Source organism: Krasilnikovia cinnamomea, assembly GCF_004217545.1.
Lineage (GTDB): Bacteria > Actinomycetota > Actinomycetes > Mycobacteriales > Micromonosporaceae > Actinoplanes > Actinoplanes cinnamomeus.
Genome location: NZ_SHKY01000001.1, coordinates 4934773 through 4956255 on the forward strand (window position 1 = coordinate 4934773; position 21483 = coordinate 4956255).

17 protein-coding genes are annotated in these 21483 nt (G+C 70.6%); 10 read left to right on the top strand and 7 right to left on the bottom strand.

From position 1 onward, the window contains the following. Positions 1-11 precede the first annotated feature (11 nt). Together EV385_RS22670 and EV385_RS22675 are read right to left on the bottom strand one after the other, a co-directional pair. Positions 12-1337 (bottom strand): DUF2398 family protein, encoded by a 1326-nt coding sequence (locus EV385_RS22670; RefSeq protein ID WP_130511278.1) that lies wholly within the window; start codon positions 1335-1337, stop codon positions 12-14. Beyond that, positions 1334-2881 (bottom strand): TIGR02677 family protein, encoded by a 1548-nt coding sequence (locus EV385_RS22675; RefSeq protein WP_130511279.1) that lies wholly within the window; start codon positions 2879-2881, stop codon positions 1334-1336. The genes EV385_RS22670 and EV385_RS22675 overlap by 4 nt, the downstream gene beginning before the upstream one ends. A 180-nt stretch (positions 2882-3061) precedes the next feature. Here EV385_RS22675 and EV385_RS22680 point away from each other — a divergent pair, with 180 nt between their 5' ends. Next, the gene (locus tag EV385_RS22680) at positions 3062-3298 is read left to right on the top strand and encodes a ribbon-helix-helix domain-containing protein (protein ID WP_130511280.1); all 237 of its coding nucleotides are present in this window, start codon (positions 3062-3064) and stop codon (positions 3296-3298) included. Between the two features lie 456 nt (positions 3299-3754). Continuing rightward, entirely contained in the window at positions 3755-4708 is a 954-nt protein-coding gene (locus EV385_RS22685) for a beta-ketoacyl-ACP synthase 3 (RefSeq protein WP_242625022.1), read from the top strand. A 243-nt stretch (positions 4709-4951) separates the two neighbouring features. Here the strand turns inward: EV385_RS22685 and EV385_RS22695 are convergent, their stop codons facing one another. After that, a complete protein-coding gene (locus EV385_RS22695; protein ID WP_207229901.1) occupies positions 4952-5911 on the bottom strand; it encodes a restriction endonuclease in 960 nt (319 codons plus the stop codon). A gap of 175 nt (positions 5912-6086) precedes the next feature. Here EV385_RS22695 and EV385_RS22700 point away from each other — a divergent pair, with 175 nt between their 5' ends. From EV385_RS22700 to EV385_RS22720, 5 genes are all read left to right on the top strand, one after another. Next, the gene (locus tag EV385_RS22700; RefSeq protein WP_130511282.1) at positions 6087-6464 is read left to right on the top strand and encodes a nitroreductase family deazaflavin-dependent oxidoreductase; all 378 of its coding nucleotides are present in this window, start codon (positions 6087-6089) and stop codon (positions 6462-6464) included. 643 nt (positions 6465-7107) lie between these two features. Further along, on the top strand, positions 7108-8118 hold the full coding sequence (locus tag EV385_RS22705) for an ABC transporter substrate-binding protein (RefSeq protein WP_130511283.1): 1011 nt from the start codon (positions 7108-7110) through the stop codon (positions 8116-8118). Further along, positions 8118-8861 carry an ABC transporter permease gene (locus EV385_RS22710; RefSeq protein ID WP_130511284.1) on the top strand — a complete coding sequence of 248 codons (744 nt, stop codon included), beginning with the start codon at positions 8118-8120 and terminating at the stop codon, positions 8859-8861. The genes EV385_RS22705 and EV385_RS22710 overlap by 1 nt, the downstream gene beginning before the upstream one ends. Next, positions 8858-9634: an ABC transporter permease gene (locus EV385_RS22715; protein ID WP_130511285.1), complete on the top strand. Its 777-nt coding sequence runs from the start codon at positions 8858-8860 to the stop codon at positions 9632-9634. The genes EV385_RS22710 and EV385_RS22715 overlap by 4 nt, the downstream gene beginning before the upstream one ends. Continuing rightward, complete coding sequence (locus EV385_RS22720; protein ID WP_130511286.1) at positions 9631-10401, top strand: ABC transporter ATP-binding protein; 771 nt, start codon at positions 9631-9633, stop codon at positions 10399-10401. Before EV385_RS22715 ends, EV385_RS22720 begins: the two co-directional genes overlap by 4 nt. Here the strand turns inward: EV385_RS22720 and EV385_RS22725 are convergent. The 4 genes from EV385_RS22725 to EV385_RS22740 form a co-directional block, all read right to left on the bottom strand. Beyond that, complete coding sequence (locus EV385_RS22725) at positions 10382-10585, bottom strand: SDR family oxidoreductase (RefSeq protein WP_423203076.1); 204 nt, start codon at positions 10583-10585, stop codon at positions 10382-10384. The genes EV385_RS22720 and EV385_RS22725 overlap by 20 nt on opposite strands. A 68-nt stretch (positions 10586-10653) precedes the next feature. Beyond that, complete coding sequence (locus tag EV385_RS22730) at positions 10654-11385, bottom strand: phosphotransferase (protein ID WP_130511287.1); 732 nt, start codon at positions 11383-11385, stop codon at positions 10654-10656. A 104-nt stretch (positions 11386-11489) separates the two neighbouring features. Beyond that, the gene (locus EV385_RS22735; RefSeq protein WP_242625023.1) at positions 11490-13091 is read right to left on the bottom strand and encodes a tetratricopeptide repeat-containing diguanylate cyclase; all 1602 of its coding nucleotides are present in this window, start codon (positions 13089-13091) and stop codon (positions 11490-11492) included. 251 nt (positions 13092-13342) lie between these two features. Next, positions 13343-14776, bottom strand: coding sequence for a GGDEF domain-containing protein (locus EV385_RS22740; RefSeq protein WP_130511288.1), 1434 nt, complete (start codon positions 14774-14776; stop codon positions 13343-13345). Positions 14777-14983: 207 nt separating this feature from the next. On the opposite strand from EV385_RS22740, the gene EV385_RS22745 reads away from it, so the two are divergent. The 3 genes from EV385_RS22745 (at position 14984) to EV385_RS22755 (ending at position 21474) form a co-directional block, all read left to right on the top strand. Beyond that, positions 14984-16003 (top strand): BMP family lipoprotein, encoded by a 1020-nt coding sequence (locus tag EV385_RS22745; protein WP_130511289.1) that lies wholly within the window; start codon positions 14984-14986, stop codon positions 16001-16003. 350 nt (positions 16004-16353) lie between these two features. Further along, the gene (locus EV385_RS22750; protein WP_165449558.1) at positions 16354-18564 is read left to right on the top strand and encodes an ATP-binding protein; all 2211 of its coding nucleotides are present in this window, start codon (positions 16354-16356) and stop codon (positions 18562-18564) included. A gap of 54 nt (positions 18565-18618) precedes the next feature. After that, the gene (locus tag EV385_RS22755) at positions 18619-21474 is read left to right on the top strand and encodes a PAS domain S-box protein (RefSeq protein WP_130511291.1); all 2856 of its coding nucleotides are present in this window, start codon (positions 18619-18621) and stop codon (positions 21472-21474) included. The last annotated feature ends 9 nt before the right edge of the window (positions 21475-21483 follow it).

The following is a 21483-nucleotide window of genomic DNA, read 5'->3' on the forward strand; positions in this document are numbered from 1 at the left end:
AGGTCCTCGATCTAGAAGAGGGTGCGTTGTTTGACCTGGGCCACGGTGCTGCGGTAGCGGCCGATCAACGGGCGGGCCAGCACACCGCCCGGCACCGGGAGCACCGCACCGAACCGGTCGAGCAGCTCGACCGCCTCCGTGCGCAGCCGGTCGGGATCGGCGTGCCAGGCGGCGCCGAAAGCCGACCCGTACCGTTGCAGGATCTCCGCCGTCGCCTCGCGCAGGAAGCTGTCGGTGATCAGCGGCAGCCGTCGCTCCGCGTCCTCTGCCTCCGCCGGCACATCCGCGGTCGTCTCCTCGGCGTCCAGGGCCAGCGGGACGCCCGCGGGCAACCCGGCGTCGATCTGCGCGATCAGCTTCTCCTGGGCCTCCACCGGATCCGGCAGGGGAATGCGGCGGGTCCTGCGGCCGTCCGGATCGGACACCCGTTCTGCGATGGCCACCGCCAGCAGCACCGCTGCCTGCGCCACCGAGCCGGTCCCCGGGAACCGCTCCGCCGACCAGCCGGCCGTGTCGACCAGCAGCACACCCTCGGCCCGCCGCTCCAGGCGCAACCCGGTGAGCCGGTACAGGTCGGCGGGCAGCGCCTGCCCGCGCAGATGGTTGCCGACCTCGGTGGAGACGTCGTCGTAGTAGACGACCGGCCGTTCCAGCACCGCACGGCGGGCGGTCTGCGCGGCGGCCCGGCGTTCCGCGTTGCCGCTGCTGCTCACCGAACGGTCCAGCAGAGCGGTCACCGAGTCGATGTGCTGTAGCACCCGGGGCGGGCGGAACAGTGCCAGTACGGCGTCGCGGGCGACGTCGTACAACGCCTCGCCGGCACTCGGATCGCTCGCCCACGCCGAGCTGGAGCCGTCGGCCAGCCGCAGCACACCCCGCTCCTCCAGCCAGGCGACCGCGTCGACGAACGCTCGCCGGTCCGCGCCGTGGTCGGGGTCCAGCCCGAGGCCCGTGATCCGGCCGGCATCGGTGGCCACCGCCTCGGCCAGTTCGCTGAGCGTGATCTGAATACCGGCACGGCCCAGCGTCGACAGGCACAACGACAGATAGGCGTAGCGCTGCCGGTCGAACGGGCGTCCGGTCCGCGAGACCGCCGGCCGGTCCGTCTGCAGCCGGTCGGCGGTACGGACCAGCCGGGCGGTGGCACCGTGCAACTCGAGCCGGTAACCGAACGCCTCGGACAGATCACCGCGCAGCTCGGCGGCGAACCGGCGGACCCGGGGCAGCGCCTTCTCGTCCGGCCACGTCGCGGTGATCAGCGGATGCCGCAGCAGGAGCCGGACCGCGCGCTGGTAGTCGGCGAGCTCAAGATCGGAGACGTCAGCGGCGAACCTCATGCGGCCATCGGCTCCACGCGGCGAGCGGCGGTGTGCGAGGCCGCCGTGACCGACAGCTCGAAGCCGTCGATGTGCAACCGGCCTGACTCGGTGGGCACTGTGGTGAACCGGCCGGGACAGGGGGTGAGCGTCAGGCGTACCCCGAAAGCGGCGGCCGCGAGAGGAGCCTCCCGCCGGCCCGCTTGCCGGGTCGCCAACGCGATGTCGAGAAGCCGGCGCAGCGCACCGGCCTGCGCGTCGGTGAGCGTTTCCGCGCCAATGAGGCTGGTGGCGGCTTCCGCCTGGCGGCGCTCGTCGGCGATCTGACGTTCTCGCAGCGCCTGGCGGGAGGACTCCGAGCGTTCGATCCGGGCGATCCGGCCGTTGCCCTGCCCCGGCATGCGGCCGCTCTGCACGAGCGTCCGGGACAACTCCACCGCCGGCGCCTCCCACCAGGACAGCCGTCCCGGGATCGCCTCCGGATCGGGGTACGCCACCCCGACGTGCCGTGGCGCACCCAGCCCGAACACCACGTCGAAGACGGCATGCGCGGCCTCGTCGGAGCCGGCGCCGGTGAACCAGGCCGCCAGATGCCGCAACTGCGACTCCCGGCTCACCCCGCCCCGGCGGGCCTCGGTGACACGCCGCAGCAGAGCGAGCACGTCCCCGATCGCCGCCATCGTCGCGCCGGAGAGTCGGTCCGCTTCACTGGGCCGGTCGTTCTCCGGCGCCAGCCACGACCGCAGACCCTGCCAGCGGCGGCGCCAGTCCTCGATCCGCTCGACCGGTGTCGCGAAGAGCCGTTCGTCAGCCTCGGCCGCCGCCTCGATCATTCGCACCAGACCGGTCGCCTCCACCTCGTGCACGGCCTCCCGCAGACGCGGCGTGTACCGCTGCAACTCGTCGTGGAAGTCCCGCAGGTGCGCGAGGAGAGCATCCTTGTGGGTGAGGAAGACCTCCGGACGGACGTCATGGGTCCGGCTCAGATCGCCGAGCATGTGATAGAAGCGGGCGGCGCGCTCCGCGACGTCGGCCAGGGCCCGGTCGAGGCGGTTGAGCTTGCGGTAGACCTCCTCGGCGTCACCTTCGGAGTTCGCCGCGGCGAGGGCCTTGAGGTCGGCGAGCAGGTCGGCGAAGACCAGCCGGGACAGTGTGCTGTCATCCAGGCCGGCGGCCAGGACCGACTCGACGGCGCGGTGGGCGCGGTATCCGGCCTCGGTGAACTGGTAGACCGAATGCCGGTTGCGGTACTCGGCGAGCGTGGCGGCCCGGGTGCCGTCCTGGCCGCGGTCCAGCATGCCCCAGTCGACGAGCGCGTCCAGCAGCCGGGGCAGGTCGAGCCCGGCCGGATCGGGGCAGTCGTGGTGGATGCCGGCCAGCCCGGCCAGGGCCGCCTGCACGTCCGAGGTGTGCAGGACGACGTGGTAGCTGGAACGGGCGGCGTCGAAGGCGCGCAGGAGCCACAGGTACGCGAGCCGGTTGTCCGCATTGACGTAGCTGAACAGCCGAAGGCGATCGTCGACCCCGAAATCGTCCAGTCCGAACGAGGTCCGCGGTTCCGGCATGCGGCCACGATACCGTCAGCGCCCGACCGCCCCCGGACATGGTGTGCGGGCGGTCACATACGCGGATGAGGCCGCCCTTTTCGTGGCGGCGGCTTGTGCTGACCATGCATCTGCGGCATCGCCGTCTCGCCGCAGCAAAGCCAGGGGCCGCCCTACGCCATACGGGAGTGTGGTGGATATATGGCGGTGAAGAAGGTGACGGTCACGCTCCCGGAGGAGTTGGTCGAGCCTCTCGGCTCGGCGGCGCGCGAGGACGGCGTTCCGTTGTCGCGGCTGGTGGCGAGCGCGGCCGAGAGCGAGCTTCGGCGACGAGTCGGCCGGAAGGTCGTGGCCGATTGGCAGGCCGAGCATGGAGCGTTCACGCTCGAGGGACTCGCGACAGCACGGGCGGAGATGGCTGCGGCGGAGATGCACTGAGAGGCAGGACAGCCTGTTCTGCGGTGGGCGTTAGATATTCGCACCTGCCGCGTCGGGTCGCCCCTGAACGCGGGAATAGGTCACCATGCGTCTGCGGCGAGAACTCGGGCCGATGACTCACATTGTGAATCATGAACGGATACAGATAGTGGTGCGCAGACAATGTCGGCGTTGGCGGTCGGCCAACCGGGTCCGTGTTGTTGGTTGAAACCACGGTTACGCGCTTCATCATCCAGCGCGACCAGGGTCATTGCATCGACAATCTTGACGGTCCATGGCGCGTCCTTGACGCCTCGGCATCTTCCCGTGGCTCAAATTGGGGAGCACCCTTCCGCCGCGAGGCGCTCGCTACGTAGCGTAATGTAACCTTCCACTGCGCCCGCTCGAACGCTTGGTTACTGGCGAGGAATGAAGCATTCGGAGTGCATCCAGTCAGGCATGCTTGGATTGTTGGTCATGGCCAACCCTTTGCAGCGCCGCGCCGGTCACCCCGGGTCGCGCATCCTGAGCGTCGCCACGTACCGCCCCCGGACCGAGGTGGGCAACGAGACGATCGCCGCCCTGATCGACTCGAGCGACGAGTGGATCCGCCGCCGCTGTGGCATCGAGTCGCGCCGGCACGCCGCACCCGACGAGGACCTGGTCACGATGGCTGCGGCGGCCGCGAACAAGGCCCTTGCCGGCGCCGGCGTCGATCCGCACGACGTCTCGGCCGTCCTGGTGGCGACGATGTCCCATCGCGGCCGCGCGACCACCACAGCACCCCTGGTGGCCGATGCGCTGGGCGCCACCGCGGCTGCCGCGATGGATCTGGGAGCGGCGTGCGCCGGATTCCCGTACGCACTTGCGACCGCCGACGCGCTCGTCCGCAGTGGCGCGGCCGGCTACGTGGTCCTGGTCGGCGCCGAGCGCATGACCGACATCATCGATGAGCGCGACCGGGGCACGGCGTTCCTCTTCGGCGACGGCGCGGGCGCGGTGGTCGTCGGTCCGGCGCAGACCTGCGGCATCGGCCCGGTGGTGTGGGGCTCCGACGGCTCCCGGAGCGAGCTGTTGCGGTACGACGACGCGGGCATTCTGCGGATGGCGGGCCCTGAGGTCTTCCGCTGGGCGACCTCCCTCATTCCCGACGTGGCCGGCCGCGCGCTGGACGCGGCGGGCATCTCCGCGACCGACCTGGCGGCCTTCATCCCCCACCAGGCCAACCTGCGCATCACCTCGGTCGCGGCCAAGGCCCTGGGGCTCGGCCCGCACGTCCGGGTGGCCACGGACATCACCACCAACGGCAACACCGGCGCGGCCTCCATTCCCCAGGCAATGGCAGCCCTGCCCGATACGACGGGTCCCGCATTGCTCGTGGGCTTCGGCGCCGGCCTTTCGTACGCGGCTCAGGTCGTCACATTGCCCTGACCTGCTCGGGATGTCGCGCTATCCCGACTGAAGGCCGTTCGGTCCGGAGACCTCAGCCGGGCTGGGACCGCAGGCTGCGCTTCAGGCGAGGTCAGTACGGACGTTCGAACCCTCGGCTGGCCGGCGCCCGAGGGCTGGGACTCCGAGGCGCCGTTTCACTTCATCGACGGTGTCGAGGCAGCCGTGGCCAAGGCGCAGCAGCTTGCGGGTGACCGCATTGTCGAGGTCGTCGGTGGCCAGGGGCTACAAGGTGTCGAAGAAGTCTTCGTCGACCCGCCTAAGCGTGAATGTCCTTTCATCCTGAACTCCGACATTATGGAGAATCATGAGTTCAGCTAGCTGTATGCCGTCGATCAGTACAACGCGAGCTGCAACGCGTTCGGCGTAATCCCGTGCCTCCGAAGTGAAGCGAGTGGTTGCGATGAAGACTCCGCGGTCCGCCTGTGCTCCGTGGAGGGCCCCCACGAAGGCCTGGATGTCCGGCCGGCCGATCGACTGCTCCGGCCCATAGCGCTTGGCTTGCACGTAGACCCGCTCGAGTCCCAGGGCGTCCTGTCGGATGACTCCGTCAAGTCCTTGATCGCCACTGCGACCCAAGTGCTGTGCCGCTCCGGCTTTCCCTCCGTACCCCATTGCGGTGAGCAGGCGCAGCACCAGACGCTCCAGGAAATCGGGGTCCCGCTCTCGAATTCTCTGCAACAACTCCGTCGAAACCGCCGAATTCGCCTCCTTTACCGCACGCTCGAGTTGCTCCAGTGGCGTTGTCTCGGCGGTCGGGGCATTGATGGCACCGGCACGGGCGTCCGTACCGGAACCGCCAGGCGTGGCACTTGCTGCAGGTGGTTCGTCTTGGCTCCCCGTCGCCCGCATCTTGAACTCAAGAAACTCGGGATAGCGAGACAGCGTCACGTTGTCCACCCGAGTGGGGTTCTCCGCAAGCACGCTGCGGCCGCGGTCCGTCAGCTCCAAGATCCCACGACGGGGCCGCCGAAGTAGCCCAGCCTGTGCCATGTACGTCGCGGCCCAATTGACTCGGCTGTCGAACACCGGTTGTCCGCTGGGGATCCGCTCGGCGAGATCATCAGGTGTAAGCCCAAGCGTCGACGCGACAGTCCGACGGACATCTGCGACTCGGTACGGCAGGCCGTCACTCACCGCGACCAGAACGGGCAACATGAGGCTTTGATAGTCCGGCACGCTCACCCGAGCAGTCTTCCAACATCAACGGAGTGCTTCAGCATCGGCGCGCCGACAGCTCCGCCTGACTCGCCTCCGGCCCATGTGTACGGCAGCCAGTTGTCCACCGTGGAAATACCTACCCCCGCGCCGGAGGTTCCCGTTCAGGTACACCCAGACCACGACGAGGAAAGCGGCGAGCATGAGCAACGAGACCGCCACGGCGCTGGCGCAGGACCGGGTCATCGACATCACCACCATCGGCCGCAAGACCGGTGAACCGCGCCGGATCGAGATCTGGTTCCACCGGCTGGAGGGTCGGTACTACATCACCGGTACACCCGGCCGTCCGCGCGACTGGTACGCCAACCTGGTCACTCACCCGCGATTCACCTTCCACCTCAAAGAGTCCGCGACGGCCGATCTGCAGGCGACTGCCCGTCCCGTCACTGACCAGGCCGAGCGAGAGAAGGTCCTCGCCGGGCTGCTCGCCCCGCTCGGCGACTTCACCAGCAAGCCGGGCCAGGAGGTCGAGGTCTGGGTGGCAAGCAGCCCTCTCGTCGAGGTCACCTTTCCCTGACGCGCCCCCGCGCGGACGCCTGCAAAACCATCCCTGTGGGCGTCCGCCGTGCCCGCGCGGGCGCTGTCGCGGGCGGTGCGGGCCGGGCTGCCCGCCCACGACATCCCGCTGCTGGCGTGGCGTACCGGCGATGGGACCTGGCGGGGGAGCGGCGCAACCGCGGTGACGTGCCAGGTGCCGACTCGCGCCCACTGTGGAGAAGGCACGTGATATCGCCGGGCCGGATAACGCGACAACGTACGGCTGGTTGTTTGGTTCCACCGCTGGCAGCCAGGACTGAAGCCGGGTCGAACGCCAAGGGCCGTTTTACCACGACCAGCCGCAATGCCTCCGGGCTCGCCTGCCTGGCCCGATGCTCCACCCTCCGCATGAAGAAGCAGCCCACGCCCTGCCGCGGCCACGTACATCGAAATCCTCTCGACCGGTCCCCTCGCCGGTCATTCCGGCGCCCGGCCATCGGCGGACGCCTCGTCGCAGCTTGCGAAAGCCTGGGGACTCGCGCGATGAATGCATTCTTTCGAGCCGCCGCCGGCCAGAAGCCCGCCTGAGCGTGGCCCATCGCTTCACTACGAACTCGTAGCGCTGCGGCGGGAAGCGATCGAGGGATTCTCGGGTCCAAGCCTTATGAGTGAATTCTACGATAATGTCGCGCCCGCAGATCACCCAGAAAGGCGCCGATATGACCATAAAAGGTACTTCTGCTGCCTTCGCCGCGACCGCCGCACTGCTCGTCACGACGGCCTGCGACGCGAGCGGCCACGCGGATCCGTCGGCGTCCGGTGCGACCCTCACCGTCAAGATCGGCGCAGTGCCCACCATTCAGTACGGCGTGATCAAGCTGGCCCAGGCCCGTGGCTTCTTCGCCGAGCAGGGCGTCCGGGTCGACATCACCAACGTGGACAGTGGCCCCAACGTAGTCACCGGTGTGGTGGCCGGCCAGTACGACGTTGGCTGGACCGCGTACGCCCCGGTGCTGCTCGCCGTCGCGGCCGGCAACTCCGGCCTGAAGAAGGTGGCGAACGTCTCCCTGTTGGGCGCGAAGGGCACAAACAGTGGCCTGCTTGTCCGCAAGGACTCGGGCATCACCTCGTTCGCTGCTCTGGCTGGCAAGAAGGTCGCCACCAACGCCCAGCGCTCGTTAGTGACTCTTACTACCCAGGCGGCTGTGGCCAAGGCCGGCGGGGACCCCAGCACGACGGAATTCGTCGCGCTTCCTCTAGGCCAGATCGCCAAGGCGGTCGCGGAAAGGCAGGTGGACGCGGGCGTGACCGCGCCGCCATACCAGTCGCAGGCACTCAAGCAGTTCCCGGAGCTCGCGGACCTCGGTGACACGTTGGCCGAGGTGCTGCCGCCCGGCTCACCGACCGGGCTGGTCTTCGGCAAGAAGGACCTCAGCGGCGACCGTAAGACCGCGATGGAGCGGTTCCAGACGGCGATCAAGAAGGCGCTCGCGTACGCGGACGACCACCAGGCCGAGGTCAAGGCGGCTGGCGCGCCGCTCGCCGGCCTCAGCGCCGAGGAGGCCGCCGCCCTGCCGGACGTCACCTACCGCAGCGAGGTCACCGCAGCCCAACTCGCACCGCTGGTCGCGCTGATGAAGCAGTTCGGCTGGGTGAAGAACGACATCGACCTGGCCGCGTTCGTAGGCGCGTGATGTTTCGCCCCACCGCCCTGTCGGCACTGGGTCTCGCCGGGGCGGCCGCACTCTGGGAGGCGACCACCCGCACCGGCATCGTCGCCGAAACCGACGTGCCGACGCTGAGCAGTACGCTCACCGCGTTCGGCGGTCTGCTCGGCAGCGCGATGTTCTGGACCGCGACCGGTGACACCCTCCGCTCCTGGGCGCTGGGTCTGCTGGTCAGCGCCGCGATCGCGATCCCGCTCGGGCTCGCGGTCGGGGCGAGCGACCGGGCCTGGCGGTTCATCCGGGTCCCGGTGGAGGCGCTGCGCCCGATCCCGCCCGTCGTGATCCTCCCGCTCGCGCTGCTGGTCCTCGCCGGCGGCATCGAGTTCAAGGTCTTTCTGATCGCGCAGGGTGCGCTCTGGCCGTTGCTGATCCAGACCAGCTACGGCGTACGCCACACCGACGCCGTCGTCCTGGACACCGCCCGCAGCTACCGGCTCGACTGGTGGCGGCGGATCGTCTTCGTCCGGCTGCCGGCCGCGCTACCGATGGTGGTGATCGCGCTCCAGATCGCCGCGGCCACCGCGTTCGCCATCTCGCTGGCCACCGAGCTGGTGGGCGGCGCACCCGGCCTGGGCCAGCTTCTGGTGGTCGCCTCCAGCGGCGACGACCTGCCCCAGGTGTACGCGCTGACCCTCGCCGCGGGCGTGTTCGGTCTGCTCGTCGCGACGGCCTTCGGCGCCCTGCACCGGCTGGTGGTGGCGGGCCGGTGAGTCGCCTCAGAGGCTTCCTGTGGGAGTTGATCCTCCCGGTCGGTCTGCTCGTCGCGTACCAGATGTGGGCGCGGCAGGCGCAGAACCCGTACTTTCCGACGCTCGGCGCGATCGGCACCGAGTTCCGGGCGACATGGATCGGTTCCGGCTTCTCCGAACACGTGGTGCCGAGCCTGTGGAACCTGTGCCGCGGCTATCTGCTGGGCGTGTTCGGGGGCATCGCCGGGGGCGTGCTGCTGGGCCGGGTGCCGGTGCTTCGCGGACTGCTCGCGCCGCTGGTCAGTTTTCAGCTCACGCTGCCGGCGGTGGCGCTGCTGCCGATCTTCATCGTGGCGTTCGGCATCGGCTCGGGCATGCAGGTCGGCGTGATCACGTTCAGCGCGTTCTTCCTGGTGCTGGTGAACACCACGGCGGGCCTGCGGGCGGTGGACGCGACCGTGATCGACATCGGGCGCTCGTACCGGATCGGTCCGGTCCGGCGGCTCTTCCTGCTGCTGCTCCCGGCGGCCGCGCCGCAGATCGTGTCGGCCGCGCGCACCGCGCTCTCGGTCGCGGTGCTGGTCATGGTGGTCAGCGAGATGGTGGGCGCGCCGCACGGCATCGGCGCCGTGACGATCCTGGCGCAGCAGGAGTTTCAGTACGCCCGGATGTGGGCCGGGATGGTGCTGCTCGCACTGCTCGGCTACCTCCTCAACGCCGCCTTCGCGCTGGCCGAGCGCGCCACCCTCGGCCGCTTGGGCATCCTCGCCACCGGAGCGAAGGGCCGATCATGAGCGACACGCTCCTGCGGGTCGACGGCCTCGTCATGAGGTACGGCGACCACCTGGCCGTCGGCGGGGTCGCCTTCGACGTGCGTACCGGTGAAGTGGTTTCGATCGTCGGCCCCTCGGGGGCCGGGAAGACCACCGTGCTGCGGGTCGCGGCGGGACTGCTGGAGGCCACCGGGGGCACGGTGACCATCGACGGCGAGCCGGTGGCCGGTCCACCGGCGGATGTCGCCGTGGTCTTCCAGGACTACAGCCGTTCGCTGCTGCCCTGGCTCACCGCGCTCGGTAACGTCACGCTGCCGCTGCGCGCCAAGGGCAGATCCCGGGGCGACGCTCGTTCGGCCGGGTTGGAAGCGCTGGCCGCGGTCGGCCTCGCCGGCGTGTCCCGCAAGCGCCCGCGCCAGCTCTCCGGCGGCATGCAGCAGCGGGTGGCGATCGCCCGCGCCCTCGCCTACCAGCCGAAGCTGCTGCTCATGGACGAGCCGTTCGCGAGCGTCGACGCGCAGACCCGGATGGACCTGGAAGATCTGATCCGGCCGCTGCGCGATGAGTACGGCGTGACGATCCTGCTGGTCACCCACGACATCGACGAGGCCGTGTACCTCTCCGACCGGATCGTCGTGCTGTCGTCCGCGCCGGCTACCGTGCTCCGTGTGATCGACGTGGACCTGCCGCTGCCGCGGTCGCAGACCGCCACCAAGGAGCAGCCCGCCTTCGGCCGGCTCCGCCACGAGGTCCTCGATCTCGTGCGGCTCAGGCCGACGTCCGCTTGATCTGCGGGGCCGACTCGGCGACCCACAGCGATCCCACCGCAGCGAGCACGTCGACGACGCGCGGAGCGAGCTGAGCCGTCGCAGCGGGATCGGCGAACGGCCAGATCAGGAACACGGCCTCGACACCGTGCAGGTGCGGGCGCACCGTGTCCGGGTCGGCCAGGTCGGCGGCGACCACGTCCACACTGGCCGCAACGATCGCGCGAGCGGGGTCGCGGGTGTTGAGGTCAACGCCGTGTCGGGTACGCCACGTCAGGCGACGTCGGCCATGACCGCGTTGAGGGTGCGTCGCCCGATGCCCGCCATCAGGGGGTTGTCGGCGGAATGCGCGAGGAAGGCGACCGACAGCGCAAGGGCCCAGCCATGTGCGCGGATACGCAGGGCGCCATCGGCCGGGTGCTGGCTGGCCGCGGCGTAGGTTCCCCAGAACGCACGATGCTCGTCGGCCGGCAGGAGCATCCAGGCGACCGCCAGGTCGGTGGCCGGGTCACCGGCGGTGATGTCGCCGAAGTCGATGACGGCGCTGACCCGGCCGCCGTGGACGAGGATGTTCGCGGGATGCAGGTCGCCGTGCAACCAGACGGGAGCACCGTCCCACGCGGGTGCCTCGGCCGCGGCCCGGAACACGCGGGTCACGGTGTGGCCGTCGACGCGAGTGCCGAGCCGGTCCAGGTTGTCGGCGAGCCGTGCGGCACGGCCGGCCAGGGGAATGCCTCGAACCGGGTTTCGTGGCGCGTGGTCCGGCGCGGGGACGTGCAGCGCTGCCAGAAACGCGGCCAGGGCGCGGGCCGCCTCGCCGTGGTCGGCGGGCGGGGTACGAGGCGCGATGAGCTCGTCCCCGATCCGCACCATGACGTTGTCCCACCCGTGCGCCAGCATCCGGAGGCGACGGTCGGCCAGATCCGGCATCTGGTCGGCGACGAGCCGGTGGACCAGGTCCAGGCTGACGTCCACGTCGGCGGGCGGCATCGGGCTGGCGTTCATCGGTCGGCGCGGTCCTCGACGGTGCTCTGGTTGCGGCTCAGGGTCATCAATTGTGCCGGCTCAGGGTCAGCGGTCCGGCCGACGCGCCCGATTGATGATGGGGCTCAGGGCGCGGTGCGGTCGCGGTAGGCGCGGCGGCGCGGCTCGGGTTCCGTTCCGGCCACGACGCGGTTGCGCCCGGCGTGCTTTGCCGCGTAGAGGTTGCGATCCGCCGTGGCCAGCGCGGCGGACTGGCTGCGCGGCGAGGTCTCGTTCACCCCGGCCACGCCGATGCTGACCGTGACGGGCAGGCCGTTCGTGGTGTCGTGCCAGTCGAACTCGCTGATCGCGCGCCGGATCCCGTCGAGATGCCGGGTCGCCAGGATGACCGGGGTGGCGGGCAGCACCAGCAGGAACTCCTCCCCGCCGAGCCGCGCGACGAACCCCTCCGGGGCGACAGCGGCCAGTTCGGTTTCCAGGACCTTGGCGACCTGCACCAGCACCTGATCCCCGGTGTCGTGGGAGAGCTGGTCGTTGATCTGCTTGAAGTGGTCGATGTCGGCGATCGCCACCGTGAGGTCGGGATCCCCGGCGATGAGTGCGGTGAGCTCCTCGTCGACGAAGCGGCGGTTGCGCAGACCGGTCAGCGGATCGCGGCGGGCCTGCTCCCGGAACTGCTGGGCTTCCTCACGCGCTTCGGCGGTCTCGAACAACGTCTGGCGGGTCAGCGCCTTCGCCTGCTCCTGCCGGGCGCGCAGATTCTCCTTGGCGGCCACGAAGACCTTCTGGGCGGCGAACGCCTCGGCGAACTCGCCGCGGGCGGCGTGGAGTTCGGCCTGCTCCTGATGCACCCGGACCAGCAGCCCGTGCAGCTCACGGTCGACGCACAGCTCGCGGGCGGCGTCCAGGCTCGCCTGGGCCCGGTCGGTGGCTCCGGAACCGCGCTGGGCGCGGGCCAGATTCAGCAGGTACTCGGCGAGATCATCGGCGTTGTCGCTCTCCCCGGCGTCGCGCCGGGCGATGCAGACCAGCATCGTCTGCTCGGCCTCGGCGTACTCGCCGTTCTCGATCTGGATGGCGCCGATCGTGTCCAGCTGCGCGGGTTCGAGGTCGAAGCCGTGCGCCGCGGCGTGTTCCAGCATCCGGGCGGCGACCTCTCGGGCCCGGGGGAAGTCGTCGTTCTCGTACTCGGAAACCGCCCAGTTGTTCAGCAACATCGTGAGCTGCTCCCACTGGTGCAACTCCCGGGCCAGGGCCTCGGCCTGCCGGAAGCGCGGCCGCGCCGCGTCCATGTCGCCGTTGTCGGCCAGCGCGTCGGCCAGCGTGCAGCGGTACCAGACCTGCATGTACGGCGTGGCCGTCTCGTCGAGCAACTCGACCGCGCTCAACGCGTGTTCCAGGCGTTGAGCCGTGTCGCCGGTCAGCCGGTTGAGGTACGCCCAGGACAGATGCGTCCGGGCCTGGAGGCGGCGGTCGCCGTGTACGAGAGCCCACTCGTGGATGTCGTGGACCTGTCGCGCGGCGGTCGCCACGTCCCCGGTCCGCCTGAGCATGTTGGCGTGGACGAGGCGGGCCCGGGCGATCAGCATCTCGTCGCCGACGGCGGCGGCCTGCCGCTCGAGTTCCAACGCGGTGGTGTATCCCACCTCCGCCTTCACGCTGACCTGTTCCTCGAGCGCCTGCAGGGCAGCCGACAGCTGTGCAACGTCGATGTCAACGCCGTCCACCCGCTCACCCCCCAGCCCTTTTCCGCATCATCGGCCCCGGCCATCGCGGGTTGAAGCATTCAGGGTGTGACAACCGGCAGGGGTGTCCCCGCGTCCTACTTTGGCCACCGACGCACGGTGAACCTGAGGAGACCCCGGGGGCCGTGCGCTGGTGGTGCAGGGCGGCTGATCGTTGCGGTGCGGTGGTCGAGCCGCCCGGGCTCACCGACCCGGCGTTGGTCACGACGCGCCGCAGCGGGTGAAGCTGCGCCTCAGCGTTCGGCCCGCACCCGTTCGGCGTGCTTCTGCTGGTACATCCGGCGGTCGACGAGGCTCATCGCGGCGATCAGGTCGCTGGTCTCCTGCGGCAGGACGACCAGACCGTGCGACGCCGTGACCGGAACCCGGTCGTGGTCCTCGCGCAGCGCCTGGCTCACGAGCGCGATCAGCGCGTCGGGGCTGTCGACGTCCGAGGCGCGGGCGACCACGCAGAACTCGTCGCCGCCGATCCGGTAGGCGCCGCCACGGCCCTGGACCGCGTCCGACAGCCGCTGCCCGAGGCGGGCCAGCAGCGTGTCCCCGACCGGGTGGCCCAGTGTGTCGTTGTAGGCCTTGAAGCCGTTGAGGTCGCTGAGCGTGAGGTACAGCGGGTCGTCCTCGGTGCACTTGGGCAGCAGTACGGCGAGGTCCGCCTCGAGGCGGCGCCGGTTGCGCAGGCCGGTGAGCGGGTCGGTGTTGGCCGCGCGGACCAGTGCGGACTGGCTCTTGCGGAGCATGATCACCGCGTACACGATGATCAGTGCGGCGGTGAGTACGACGATGCCGGGCAGCACGCCGACCCCGGTGAACGGGCCCGGCGCGGCGGGGGCGACGGTGACCACGTACCAGTGGTTGTCGTTGCCGACCTCCGAGGGCACCCGGTGGTACGCGGCCTGGCGACCGTCGACCTTCATCAGGCCCGCGTCCTGCCACTGGCCCACCAGCGGGGTGAACCGGTGGTTTCCCGGGTCGCCGAGCGGCTGGCCGTTCTGCTGCGGGCTGGCGCTGTCGATCACCACGGCACCGGTGGCGGCGTCGACGACGAGCAGGTGTCCGTACCCGCCGTCCAGTTCACGGCGGAAGCCCTCGACGGTGATCTCGAAGTGCACCATCGCGTGCTTGACGTGGTCGGGCATGAGCACCTGGGTGCCGCTGGAGATCACCCAGTCGCCGACGGTGGGGGAGCGGTACGGCCGGGACTGGCGTACCACGCCCGGGGACACGCCGAAGACGGGCTGGAAGTAGGGCGCGGTGCGGCTGTTCTGCGGCAGCTTGTCCGCGACGACCGGCTTACCGTGGATGACCGCGGCGTTGGTGACCCCGGAGACGTCGATGAAGGCGGCGGCACCGATCCGGTCGGCGTACATCCGGCCCATGTGGGCCAGATCCTGATTCACCCGCTCGACGATCTGGTCGGTGGGTTTGGCTTTCAGCGGCAGGTGGCCGCGGTCACCATAGGCGTCGCCACCGTAGTAGTCGACGAATGAGTAATTGCGGCCACCGAGTTCGACGATGGTGCTGGCGCGTTCGAAGAACTCGCTCATTTTGTGCGAGCCGACGGCCGAACGCTGGGCGAGTTCGGACTGCTCGGTCTTGAGCGTGTTCGCCCGGCCCGAGGCGGCGCTGCCGAGCGCGGCGATCAGGAAGATGAGCGCAGCCGTCAGCATCACGACGGTGGAACGTCTGACTGCACCCACGGACCGATTACCTCTTCACGCGCTCCCGAAGTCTGCTGACTCCTGAGCCTCATATCGGTCAGACCTTGTCCGATATGAGGGCATCCGACTTGATTCGGATGTCATCAGCGGAAGGGATGCGCAGCGGTGCCCGGCACATTGGCAAGAAGATCGGTCCTTTTCGCGACGGCCGCACTGATGACCTTGGCAGCGGCGGGATGCGGGCAGGGCGCCGACGGTCAGTCGACCCAGGCCGCCCACCAGGCCGTCACCGTCGGCCTCGCCTACGACCTCGGCGGGCGGGGCGACAAGTCGTTCAACGACGCCGCGGCCGCGGGACTGGAGCGGGCGAAAACCAGCCTCGACGTCCAGATCAAGGAGCTTGAGGCACTGCAGGAAGAGAACGACGAGGCCCGGTACGGCCGGCTGAAGCTGCTCTGTGACGCCGGCTACCAGGCCGTCATCGCGGTCGGTTTCGTCTACGCCGGTTCCGACCCGGCGCAGGGCCCGCTGGCGCGCGCATCCCGGGACTGTCCGAACACGAAGTTCGCGGCCGTCGACGTCGACACGGTCCACGCCCCCAACCTCACCAACCTGGTCTTCGCCGACGACCAGGGCTCGTTCCTGATGGGTGCGGCCGCCGCGCTCAAGAGCAAGTCCGGCCGGGTGGGCTTCGTGGGCGGTTGTGACCTGCCGCTCATCAAGCGCTTCGAGGTCGGGTACCGGGCGGGGGCGAAGGCCGTCCGCGCCGACACCGCCGTGGACGTGCGGTACCTGTCGACGCCGGCGCAGGCGTGCTCCGGTTTCATCAACCCGAACGCCGGCCAGGCCGCCGCGGCGCGGATGTACGCGGGCGGCGCCGACGTCGTCTACCACGCCGCCGGGGGTTCCGGTCTCGGTGTCTTCAAGGCCGCGAAGGCCAGCGGCAAGTGGGCCGTGGGTGTGGACTCCGACCAGTACCAGCTGGTGGCGCCGGAGCTGCGGGACGTGATCCTCACGTCGATGATCAAGCGGGTGGACACGGCGGTGTTCGAGTTCATCAGGTCGGTCGGTGAGGGCAGGTTCACCCCGGGTACGGTGACGTTCGGCCTGCAGACCAAGGGCGTCGAGTACGCCACCTCGGGCGGCAAGGTCGACGACATCAAGTCACAGCTCGAGGGCCTGAAGCAGCAGCTCAGCGAGGGCAAGATCGTGATCCCGGCCGCGCCCGCCGGCTGAGGCCGGGAGGGGTCGCCGGTCCATCCGCGACAGAAACGGATCCACTGTGCCCCGGTCGTGAAGGGGGCTTCGGACATAGGAAAGGCCGGGCATCCACGGGGGAAGATGTCCGGCCGTTCCGCTGTCTATGAAACCACGAACCCGGGTGGTCGTGCCACCCCGGCATTGCCCGGCAATGAGACCGTAATTTCCTTCATTGATCGGCAGGGTTTCCACCCTCCGGCGGCCTGGTGATCCCGATTCGGGGGTTGGCCGGGCTCGGATCGGCTATCGCCGGCTGCTGCTATTTACGCGGGTGCATGTGCTTCCATCCCGTTTGCCGTGAAAGCCGGAAGGGTACGCTTACCGCTGTGGCGCAGCCGAGCCGGAAGCCTTCCTCGGTCGACGCATCGGTGACACCTGCGGTGCGGGGTGCGGCGCTGGCCGGTCTGCAGATGGAACCCGGCGGGCCCGTGCAGACCACCGCCAACCGGCTGGCAGCGCTCGTCGCGCGGGCGGCCGCCGCACCCACGGCGATGATCCACGTCGCCGAGGGCCGCTCGATACGCCTGATGGGGGGCTGGGGGGTGCCCCCGGGCTACCCCCGGACGGCGGCGATACCCGCCTCACACACCCTGTTCGGGTTGGTGATCCAGTACGGCTTCCCGCTGGTGATCGAGGACGTGCGCCTCGACGCCCGGGTGCCCGCCGAGGCGCCGGTGCGCGCCATGGGGGTCCGCTCCTACGCCGGGTTCCCGGTCCGCGACCCGGACGGGGTGATCGTCGGGGTGTGCGCCGTGATGGACATGCATCCACGGCACTGGCTGGCCGAGGAACTCGCCGCGGTCGACGAGGCCGCCCAGACCTGCACCGCCCTGGTCGGGCAGCGCTACGCGCGCCAGCAGGTCGAGATCCAGCGCAGCTTCCTGGACACGCTGCTCAACAGCCTGGACACCGGCGTACTGGCCTGCGACCCGGACGGCCGTCTGGTGATGGTGAACCGGTCGTTGCGCCTGCTGCTGGGGATCGCGGCGGACTACCAGCCGCCCGAGCAGTGGCTGCGCGCGCTGCCGGTGACCCACCCGGACGGGCGGCCGTTCACCGCCGACGAGGTGCCCGTGCTGCAGGCCCTCGAGGGGCGGCACGTCCACGGCGTCGAGCACGCCATCGCCACCCCGGAGGGCGGGCGGCGGCTGTACTCGGTCAACGCCCACCCGATCACCCGCGCCGACGGCGAACGCCTCGGCGCGGTGTCGGTCTTCCACGACATCACCCTGCGGCGCCGCGCCGAACGGTTCCGCGGGTGCGAGCTCGCGGTGACGCTCGCGTTGAACGAGGCACAGACCGTCGAGGAGGCCGCCCCGCGGGTGCTGGCGGCGATCGCCGAAACGCTCGGCTGGCCGTACGCCGAATTGTGGCTGGTCGAACCCACCCCCGGCGGCGAGGTGCTGCGCCACGTCGACCGGTACCGATCGCCCCGGCTGTCCAGTGATCTCACCCCACCGGCGCGCCTGATGCCCGGTCAGGGCCTGGCCGGTACGGCGTGGCAGCGCGCCCAGCCGGTCTGGCAGACCAGCGTCGGGGAAACCGGCGGGCCGGTCACCGTCGAGGCCGCCGACCATGCCGGGCTGCGCACCGCGCTGGCGTTGCCGATCTCCTCCGGCGGCCGGACGCTGGCGGTGATGACGTTGTTCGCCGACGAGGTCGAGGACCCGCAGGACGATCTGGTCGACACGCTGTCCGGCGTCGCCACGCAGATCGGCCAGTTCATCGAGCGCCGCCGCGCCGAGGAGCTCCAGCACGCCCTGACCGCCAGCAAGGACGAATACCTGCACCTGGTCGGGCACGAGCTGCGTACGCCGTTGACGGTGATCGCCTCCTACATCGAGTTGATCGAGGAGGCCGACCCGGCGAGCACCCTGGCCGAGGTCGCGCCGATGACCGCAGCGATCCAGCGCGGCAGCGACCGGTTGCGCCGTCTCGTCGAAGCCCTGCTGGATCTGTCCTCACTGGACTCCGGCCGGGCCGAGGTCCGGCGCGCCCCGATCGACTTCGCGGATGTGGTCGCCGCCGCCGTCGACAAGGCGCGGCCGGCCGCCGAGGCCGCGGACGTGACGATCACCACCTACCTGCCCGCCGACCTGCAGATCACCGGCGACCGCGAGCGGCTCAGCCAGATGGTGGCCGAGCTGCTGGACAACGCGATCACCTTCACCCCGGCGGGTGGGCGGATCGAGGTACGGCTCACCCGGGGCGAGGACTGGGCCGACCTGATCATCGCCGACACCGGCGCCGGCATCCCCGAGGAGGAGCGGCCGCACATCTTCCAGCGCTTCTACCGCGGCCAGATCACCACCGAGCGCGCCATCGCCGGGGCGGGCCTGGGCCTGCCCGTGGCCCAGCTCATCGCGCAGCGCCACCACGGCGAGATCACGCTGCTGCCGACCGACACGGGTACCGCCATGTGTGTGCGCCTGCCCGTGGATCCGCTGGCGGTGAAACCGCCACCACCGACGCAGGTGGGCCCGCCGGCCGCCGAACGTGCTCAGCTCCTCGAGGCACCGGCCGACGACTTCGAGTGACGAGCAGTGCGCTCAGACCGTGGTGGAAGGATCTTGGACGAACGGGTGGCAGTCGTGCGGCAGCAGGCACAGGCCGGCGCGGTCGGTGATCACGCCCGGCGAACGAGCGCTCCCTCGGACGGCGCGGGCGAGACGCCGGCCGGCGGCGGGTACGACGCCGAGCGGGCCGCCTTCCGGGCCAGCCCGGTCGCCATGGCGATCCTCGACGAGGACGACCGGCTCACCGAGGTCAACCCGGCCTTCTGCCGGCTCCTGGGACGGGACCCGGCGGACCTGCTGGGCCACGGGTGCTGGACCCTCACCCACCCTGACGATCTCGGCGTACGGGAAGACGCGCACGCGACCGCCGACGATCCCGCCGCCGCGGTCTGCTACGAGCAGCGGCTCCTGCGCCCGGACGGCGCGGGCGTGGCGTGCAAGGTCACCCTGGTCCCGCTCGAGGGGCCGCAGGGGCGGCGGCACCAGCTGGCGCAGGTGGAGGATCTCACCGGCCGGCACCAGGACGCGGCCCGCGCCACCCGGCACACCGAGATCCTGCTGGCCACGATCAACGTGCAGCGCGCCGTCACCGCGGCCGCCCACGACCGGGCCGAGGTGCTCGAGGTCGTCGCCGCGCAGGCGGTACAGGCGTTCCCGGTTGCCGACGGCGCGGTCGTGGAGCTCGTCCACGGCGACAGTCTCGACTACGTGGCGGCGGCCGGGACGCTGGTCGTCCACCTCGGCCTGCGGCTGCCCATCGAAGGCTCGCTGTCCGGGGTGGCCATGTCGCAGCGCTCCACGGTGCTGTGCCGCGACAGCGAGACCGACCCGCGGGTCAACCGGGAGGCCTGCCGCGCGGTGGGGCTGCGCTCGATGTGCGTCGCGCCGCTGTTCAGCGGCGACCGGCCGATCGGCGTACTGAAGATCTCCAGCGCCGAGGTGGACGCGTTCGACGACGGCGACGTCTACCAGCTTGAGCTGCTGGCCGGCAGCCTCAGCGCCGCGCTGCGCCACGCCGACGACTACGCCCGCAACGCCACCCTGCTCAGCGAGCGCACCGTCGCGCTGAGCGCGCTGGAGGCCAGCGAGCGGCGGTTCCGGGTCGCCTTCGACAACTCGCCGCTCGGCATGGTGCTGACCAGCCTGCAACCCGACACCATGGGTACGTTCCTGCAGGCCAATCCCGCGATGGCGGCGATCACCGGCTATCCGGTCGAGCAGCTCGCCGGGATGCGGGTGTCCGACCTGCAGCACCCCGACGACCTCGAAGTCAGCCTGCCGGTGCTGGCGCGCCTGGCCGCCGGGGAGATCGAGACGGCGAACCTGGAGGCCCGCTACCGCCACGCCGACGGCCACGATCTGTGGGTGCGCATCCGCACCGCCGTGGCCCACGACGAACGGATCCGGCCGCGCTACCTGGTGAGCCAGATCGAGGACATCACCGCCGCCCGCGCCGCCCAGGCGCAGCTGCGCCGGCAGGCCCGCCTGCTCGAGCTGATCCCCGCCGCGGTCATCGCCCGCGATCTGGACGGCACCATCCGGTGGTGGAACGCCGGCGCCGAGGCCACGTACGGCTGGCCCGCCAGCGCGGCCACCGGCAAGCTCACCCACCGGCTGCTGGCCACCGCGTTCCCCGACGGCGGCGCGGTGGCGGAACAGGCCGACATCCTGCGCCGCGACCGGATGTGGGACGGCGAACTCGAGCACCTCACGGCGGACGGCCGTACCATCACGGTCCTGAGCCGTCAGGTCGTGCAGGACGCCGTGGACGGCGCCAGCACCGTGCTGGAGATCAACACCGACATCACCGCGGCCCGCGCCGCGCAGCGTGCCATGCACCAGAGCGAACAGCGGTTCCGCGCCCAGTTCACCCACTCCGCGGTCGGGCAGATCGTCCGGGCCCTCGACGGCACCCTGCTGGACGTCAATCCCGCCTTCGCCGCGATGCTCGGCCGTACCGCGGACGAGTTGATCGGCAGTCCGACCGACCTGCTGCTGCACCCCGACACCGCCGCCGACATGCGCCACAAGATCGCGGATCTGTTCGGCGGCGACCACGACGCCTACAGCCACGAGGGCCAGGTCCGCCACGCCGACGGCGGCTGGGTCGACGTCGAGGCCACCGTGTCCCTGGTCCGCGACACCGACGGCCGCCCGCTGCACCTGATCGGGGTGTTCGTCGACATCTCGGCCCGCAAGGCCGCGGAACACGCCCGCGACGCCGCCGCCGCCGAACTCGCCTGCCGCAACACCGAACTCGAGGCGGCCAACCGGCTGAAACTCGACCTCATCGGCATGCTCGGCCACGAGATCGGTACGCCGCTGACCTCGATTCTCGGCTGCGCCGAGGTGGCCGCCGACGGTTGGAGCGACCTCCCCGACGAACACAAACACCGACTTGTCGAGAGCGTCCACCGCAACGCCCGGCGGCTGGACACCATCGTCCGGGAGGTGCTCGCCCTCGTGACCGTCGAGGCCGGGCGTCTCACCGCCCACCCGCAGCGGGTCGACGTCCGGGAGCACCTGCGGGCGGCGATCCTGCACGTCCCCGGCGCCCAGCCGCCGGACATCGACTGCCCGGACGGCCTCCGCGCGACGGTCCAGCCCGGCCATCTCGACCAGATTCTGGCCAACCTGCTCTCCAACGCCGACAAGTACGGCGGCGGCGCCACCCGGATCACCGCCCGGCGCCTCGGCGGCCAGGTCGAGATCCGGGTCGAGGATCGTGGACCCGGCGTGCCGGAACGGTTCCGCCCCCACCTGTTCGACCGGTTCTCCCGCGCCGACTCCACCGCGGGCAGCGTCAAGGGCACCGGGCTCGGCCTCTACATCGTGCGGGAACTCGCGCGGGCCAACCGCGGCGACATCGAGTACGCGCCCGGCGACGACACCGGCTCGGTCTTCCTCGTCCGCCTCCCCGCCGACGGCTGACCCCCGCCG

What these genes read in the sequence shown, in the direction of transcription:
- EV385_RS22670 (WP_130511278.1), bottom strand. Translation starts at nt 1,337, where the DNA reads ATGAGGTTCGCCGCTGACGTCTCCGATCTTGAGCTCGCCGACTACCAG.
- EV385_RS22675 (WP_130511279.1), bottom strand. Translation starts at nt 2,881, where the DNA reads ATGCCGGAACCGCGGACCTCGTTCGGACTGGACGATTTCGGGGTCGAC.
- EV385_RS22680 (WP_130511280.1), top strand. Translation starts at nt 3,062, where the DNA reads ATGGCGGTGAAGAAGGTGACGGTCACGCTCCCGGAGGAGTTGGTCGAG.
- EV385_RS22685 (WP_242625022.1), top strand. Translation starts at nt 3,755, where the DNA reads ATGGCCAACCCTTTGCAGCGCCGCGCCGGTCACCCCGGGTCGCGCATC.
- EV385_RS22700 (WP_130511282.1), top strand. Translation starts at nt 6,087, where the DNA reads ATGAGCAACGAGACCGCCACGGCGCTGGCGCAGGACCGGGTCATCGAC.
- EV385_RS22705 (WP_130511283.1), top strand. Translation starts at nt 7,108, where the DNA reads ATGTCGCGCCCGCAGATCACCCAGAAAGGCGCCGATATGACCATAAAA.
- EV385_RS22710 (WP_130511284.1), top strand. Translation starts at nt 8,118, where the DNA reads ATGTTTCGCCCCACCGCCCTGTCGGCACTGGGTCTCGCCGGGGCGGCC.
- EV385_RS22720 (WP_130511286.1), top strand. Translation starts at nt 9,631, where the DNA reads ATGAGCGACACGCTCCTGCGGGTCGACGGCCTCGTCATGAGGTACGGC.
- EV385_RS22730 (WP_130511287.1), bottom strand. Translation starts at nt 11,385, where the DNA reads ATGAACGCCAGCCCGATGCCGCCCGCCGACGTGGACGTCAGCCTGGAC.
- EV385_RS22740 (WP_130511288.1), bottom strand. Translation starts at nt 14,776, where the DNA reads ATGCTGACGGCTGCGCTCATCTTCCTGATCGCCGCGCTCGGCAGCGCC.
- EV385_RS22745 (WP_130511289.1), top strand. Translation starts at nt 14,984, where the DNA reads ATGACCTTGGCAGCGGCGGGATGCGGGCAGGGCGCCGACGGTCAGTCG.